Annotated in this window: 7 protein-coding genes; all 7 read right to left on the bottom strand. The window is 43.2% G+C overall.

Annotated features, from left to right (window positions below; translation table 11 throughout):
* Nucleotides 1-202 precede the first annotated feature (202 nt).
* The gene (gene fusA / locus ACED42_RS21420; RefSeq protein ID WP_012604915.1) at nucleotides 203-2,299 is read right to left on the bottom strand and encodes an elongation factor G; all 2,097 of its coding nucleotides are present in this window, start codon (nucleotides 2,297-2,299) and stop codon (nucleotides 203-205) included.
* Nucleotides 2,300-2,465: 166 nt separating this feature from the next.
* A complete protein-coding gene (gene rpsG, locus ACED42_RS21415; protein WP_012604916.1) occupies nucleotides 2,466-2,936 on the bottom strand; it encodes a 30S ribosomal protein S7 in 471 nt (156 codons plus the stop codon).
* Between the two features lie 103 nt (nucleotides 2,937-3,039).
* Nucleotides 3,040-3,414 carry a 30S ribosomal protein S12 gene (gene rpsL, locus ACED42_RS21410; protein WP_012604917.1) on the bottom strand — a complete coding sequence of 125 codons (375 nt, stop codon included), beginning with the start codon at nucleotides 3,412-3,414 and terminating at the stop codon, nucleotides 3,040-3,042.
* 181 nt (nucleotides 3,415-3,595) lie between these two features.
* Nucleotides 3,596-3,871, bottom strand: a complete 276-nt coding sequence (tusB, locus tag ACED42_RS21405) for a sulfurtransferase complex subunit TusB (protein WP_135382425.1) — start codon at nucleotides 3,869-3,871, stop codon at nucleotides 3,596-3,598.
* Nucleotides 3,872-3,879: 8 nt separating this feature from the next.
* On the bottom strand, nucleotides 3,880-4,236 hold the full coding sequence (tusC, locus tag ACED42_RS21400) for a sulfurtransferase complex subunit TusC (RefSeq protein ID WP_371704080.1): 357 nt from the start codon (nucleotides 4,234-4,236) through the stop codon (nucleotides 3,880-3,882).
* Nucleotides 4,233-4,622, bottom strand: coding sequence for a sulfurtransferase complex subunit TusD (gene tusD, locus ACED42_RS21395; RefSeq protein WP_009848934.1), 390 nt, complete (start codon nucleotides 4,620-4,622; stop codon nucleotides 4,233-4,235). Before tusD ends, tusC begins: the two co-directional genes overlap by 4 nt.
* Nucleotides 4,616-5,341, bottom strand: a complete 726-nt coding sequence (locus ACED42_RS21390) for a transcriptional regulator (RefSeq protein ID WP_012604921.1) — start codon at nucleotides 5,339-5,341, stop codon at nucleotides 4,616-4,618. Before ACED42_RS21390 ends, tusD begins: the two co-directional genes overlap by 7 nt.
* Between the last annotated feature and the right edge of the window lie 187 nt (nucleotides 5,342-5,528).

The raw sequence follows: 5,528 nt of genomic DNA, 5'->3' as shown, positions 1-5,528 counted from the left end.
CCGATAGTACCAACGTTTACGTGCGGTTTCGTACGTTCAAATTTTTCTTTAGACACAATCGTGTTCCTTCCTAGTTATGATTCGCCACGTTCATTATTGAGCGAGACGCGCCAGAAATTGCTATTTTATGCGCCAACTCTCGTTAGCGCAATATTTGGACGCATTGTTCTTTCAAAAAATGAAAAAAATGCGTCCCTTTTGTTTAACCACGCTCTGCAATGATTGCATTAGCAACATTTTTTGGCACTTCAGCGTACTCACTAAACTCCATAGAGTAAGAAGCACGACCTTGTGTCGCAGAACGTAAATCAGTTGCGTAACCGAACATGACAGACAACGGAACTTGTGCACGAATTATCTTCAGGCCAGCTGTCCCCTCGTCCATACCTTCGATGATGCCGCGACGACGGTTAATATCGCCAACAACGTCACCCATCCAGTCTTCTGGAGTAGTTACTTCAACTTTCATCATAGGCTCAAGCAAAACTGGTTGCGCTTCTAGTGCACCCGTTCTGAAAGCCATAGAGGCAGCGATTGTAAACGCCATCTCACTTGAATCTACTTCATGGTAAGAACCATCATATAGTGTAGCTTTGATATCCAAAACTGGATAGCCCGCTAATACACCATTGTTCATTTGCTCTTCAACGCCTTTAGCGACAGAGGTAATGAACTCTTTTGGTACGATACCATTGGCAATTTCATCTACGAAGACAAAGCCTTCACCGGCTTCTGATGGTTCCAGTTTCAGCCACACGTGACCGTACTGTCCTTTACCACCATGTTCGCGGATAAATTTACCTTCAGCTTTCGCTGTACCACGAATGGTTTCACGATAAGCGACTTGCGGATTACCAACGTTGCAGTTCACACTGAATTCACGCTTCATGCGGTCAACGATGATATCTAAGTGCAGTTCACCCATACCAGAGATTAGTGTCTGGCCAGTCTCGTCATCCGTTTCAACACGGAACGATGGATCTTCTGCCGCTAGCTTACCTAACGCGATAGTCATTTTATCTTGATCAGCTTGAGAGCGAGGCTCTACAACGATCTGAATAACTGGATCTGGGAATTCCATACGTTCAAGAACAATTTTATGGTTCTGATCACATAGAGTTTCACCAGTAGTAACATCTTTAAGGCCGATAATGGCTGCGATGTCACCTGCTCGTACTTCTTTTACTTCTTCACGCTTGTTTGAGTGCATTTGAACAATGCGCCCTAAACGTTCACGTTGTTTCTTCACAGAGTTGTAAGCTGTTTTACCGCTTTCAACAACACCAGAGTAAACACGGATGAAAGTTAAAGTACCAACAAATGGGTCTGTTGCAATTTTAAATGCTAGCGCTGAGAACGGTTCTTTGTCGTCTGCATGACGCTCTGCTTCGTTCTCGTCTTCATCGATACCTTTAATTGCAGGTACATCGACAGGAGAAGGAAGGAAGTCAACAACTGCATCTAGAACAGCTTGTACACCTTTATTTTTGAATGCACTACCACATGTAGCAAGTACGATTTCATTATTAAGGGTACGAGTACGAAGACCTTGTTTGATTTCAGCTTCTGTTAGTTCACCTTCTTCAAGGTACTTATCCATCAGCTCTTCATTTGCTTCTGCAGCAGCTTCAACAAGTTCTGTACGATATTCTTCAGCCATTTCTTGCATGTCTGCAGGAATATCTTCGTACGTGAAAGTCATGCCTTGGTCAGCTTCGTTCCAGTTAATCGCCTTCATCTTGATAAGATCGACAACGCCTTGGAAGTTTTCTTCAGCACCAATGTTCAGTTGAATTGGAACAGGAGTTGCGCCTAGGCGATCCTTGATCTGTTCAACTACACGCAAGAAGTCTGCGCCTGTACGGTCCATTTTATTAACGAAAACCATACGTGGAACTTGGTACTTATCAGCTTGACGCCATACAGTCTCTGACTGAGGTTCAACACCAGATGAGCCACAGAACACAACAACTGCACCATCAAGTACACGCAGAGAACGTTCTACTTCGATTGTGAAGTCAACGTGCCCCGGAGTGTCGATGATATTAATACGGTGGTCAGAGTACTGAGCTTCCATACCACGCCAAAACGTAGTAGTTGCTGCTGAAGTGATCGTAATACCGCGCTCTTGCTCTTGCTCCATCCAATCCATGGTTGCTGCACCATCGTGAACTTCGCCGATTTTGTGAGAAAGACCGGTATAGAACAGAATACGTTCACTTGTGGTTGTTTTACCTGCATCTACGTGAGCAACGATACCGATATTACGGTATTGCTCAATAGGAGTTTTACGAGCCACGGTTGAATCCTCTTATTAGAGACTTAGGGACTATTGCTATGTCTAGATTATGCGCTAGAAGCGATACTTCGCTAAAAAGTGCTTGCCCTAGAAATAGCAATAGTTCCTAGCATAAGCATAGGAACTAAAGAAGTGCTGCAAGGAAACTTGCAGCACTAAAAAGGTATTACCAGCGGTAATGTGCGAACGCTTTGTTTGCGTCAGCCATACGGTGAACGTCTTCACGTTTCTTAACCGAAGTACCTTTGTTCTCAGACGCGTCTAGCATTTCAGCAGCTAGGCGTTGAGCCATAGATTTTTCACCACGCTTACGCGCAGCTTCAACTACCCAACGCATAGCAAGAGCGTTACGGCGAACCGGACGAACTTCTACAGGTACTTGGTAAGTTGAACCACCCACACGGCGAGATTTAACTTCTACCGCTGGACGAACATTTTCAAGAGCTTCTTCAAATACAGCTAAGTGATCTTTACCAGATTTCTCAGCCATAACTTCTAGTGCAGTGTAAACAATCTTCTCTGCAGTAGATTTTTTTCCGTCAACCATAAGGATGTTAACGAATTTTGCCAGCAGCTCAGATTTGAACTTAGGATCTGGAAGGATCTTACGCTGGCCTATTACGCGACGACGTGGCATGGAATTTCTCCGTTGTCTTCTTCAGGTTTTTTCCAAAACTTTTCAGAATAATAAATAAATAGTGTTTGGCCTTACTTAACGCTTTCTTTTAAAAAAAGACGCATTAAGACTTAGGACGTTTCACACCATACTTAGAACGACCTTTCTTACGGTCGTTAACGCCTGCACAGTCAAGTGCACCGCGAACAGTGTGGTAACGCACACCTGGTAAATCTTTAACACGACCACCACGGATAAGAACAACACTGTGTTCTTGAAGGTTATGACCTTCGCCGCCGATGTATGAAGTAACTTCAAAGCCGTTAGTTAGACGAACACGACATACTTTACGTAGTGCTGAGTTCGGTTTTTTTGGAGTAGTAGTATATACGCGAGTACATACACCACGTTTTTGTGGGCACGCTTCTAGTGCAGGCACGTTGCTTTTAACAACCTGCTTTACACGAGGAGTACGTACCAACTGGTTAATAGTTGCCATTAACTAGCTCCTGATTTACTTGAAAGTAAGCTTGATGAAAAATCTAGCCCTATTACACATAGTGTAAATAGGGACGCAAAATTCTATTCAGCAGTGGGATGTGTGTCAAGAAATATACAGATCTTTTTTAGCCGTCTAGAGCTCAGGATGGTCTTTATTTAACCACACTGATAAAATGCAGCTACCAAGTGACTGATTTGTCGTTCAAAACAGTCAGTTTTACGAATCCATCGAAGTCCACTTGATCCAGAGAGCTTGAAGCAAGTTGTTGTAGACCTCGACTATAAAGATCTGTTTTTAATACCGACACATGTTTAACGGTTGAGATTTGATTGAATAACTCATGATTTGGAAGGCAAACATACACCGCATCTTCAACCAAAAGGATGTGATCCTGTTGTTGCGAGTACGCCAATGCAAGCTTGAGTTTGTCTACTGATTTTACAATATGAAGCATAACGTTCCCTAGAAAGTCAGTATTTTTTTGCTCTGAGCTAACTTCTGCGTCAACTGATTCACTTCTAGCGCAGTCACATCGATCAGTAAGTTATCAGTCGAGAGACCAAACTGATTGAGGCTATGTTGACACACGTAAACCTGCTCGATGTCGTAGAGGTCCATAAGCTTGAATGCAGAAATATAGTCACGTGATAAGGATTCATCAGGCTGTTGCGCTTTGAGAAGCTGTGTAACGCCATCACCGACAAAGAATACGCTGATGTCTTCACTGTAAGCTGAAGCCGCTAACAATGCGTCTAGCCCTTCCCTACCTGCAGCCGTTGTATGAGGAAAGCTGTTAAATATAAATGCTAATGTGCTCAAAACTGGACAACCCTATCTTGCGTCAGAAGTGCTTCAGATAAACTCCCTAAGCCAGCTTGGGTAAACCCTGTCGCCAAGTTAGAGGCAATTAATTGATGTTGCGCCGCTTCTTCAGTGCTGATAACTCCACGCCTTAGCGCAGCAGCAACACATGTCTCTAGGCTAACATTGTGCTCGTCCGCCAGTTTTTGCCAAGCGGCAGCTAAGTCAAATTCATCATTAGCCGGCACAGTAATGCCAGAGCCATTACTGACGCCGTCTTGATAGAAGAACACACTGTGAAGTTTGTGGCCCTGTTTCAATAGAGCCACAGCAAACTGATAAGCACTTCTTGCGGATTGTGAGCCGTAAACGGGTCCATTAACTAAGAGTGTATAGCTTAACAACCCTCTTCATCCTCTGTTTTACGTTGTCGGATGTATAGGTATACGGTGTGCTTAGAGATATTCAATCGCTCAGCAACGCGGTTAATCGCGTCTTTGATGTCGAAAATACCTTTGTCGTATAGCTCCATCACGATTTGGCGATTTTTGGTGTTGTTCGATACAGATTTGTCTGCATTGATTTCTTCAATGGTGCGTTCAACCGTTTGGTCGACAAGTTCTTCAACGTCACTAGCAAAGTTAACAGATGACGCAGCTTCGTCCGCGTCTTGCGTAGGCATGAAAGATTGCAGAACTTGTGAGAATGGCGCATCTAAGTTCACGTTAATACACAATAAGCCAATCACTCGGTCTTCACCATTGCGGATAGCAACCGTGATCGACTTCATTAGTACCCCGCCTTTAGCGCGAGTAAAATATGAACGAGAGAAGTTACGCTTAGAACCTTCAATATCTTTCAACATCTTCAATGCAAGATCTGTGATTGGCGAACCAACCTGACGGCCTGTATTTTCACCATTGGCAATTTTAATCGCAGATGTATTGAGGTCTTCTAAAGAGTGTAAAACGATTTCACAAAACGGACCGATCAGACTCGCAATACCATCAACTACGGCCTCATAAGATCTTAAGATAATTTTATCGTGTTCACTGAATGGCATGACATGGACTGATTCCATTTCGAGTAACATGTCCGCATTGACTGTTTCTGTAGTAGTCACTTATTCCTTACCTTCGTGTGAAAAATCAACAAATTTATGTAAGTTTATCAGAAAATTTTAATTGCACACCTAGCTAACATTGCAACTAGTGATTTAGAACAAGTTTAAAAATCAAATACTCATATTCAAGTCATAAAAAAAGGTTCATCGCGGCTTTCCGGGGAAAGCCGCTTTTATCTTCAAGAAG

The organism is Vibrio sp. FF145, from assembly GCF_041439075.1.
Classification (GTDB): Bacteria; Pseudomonadota; Gammaproteobacteria; order Enterobacterales; family Vibrionaceae; genus Vibrio; species Vibrio tasmaniensis_A.
The sequence above is the reverse complement of the archived record's forward strand: the minus strand, read 5'-3'. Positions and strand labels throughout refer to the sequence as shown.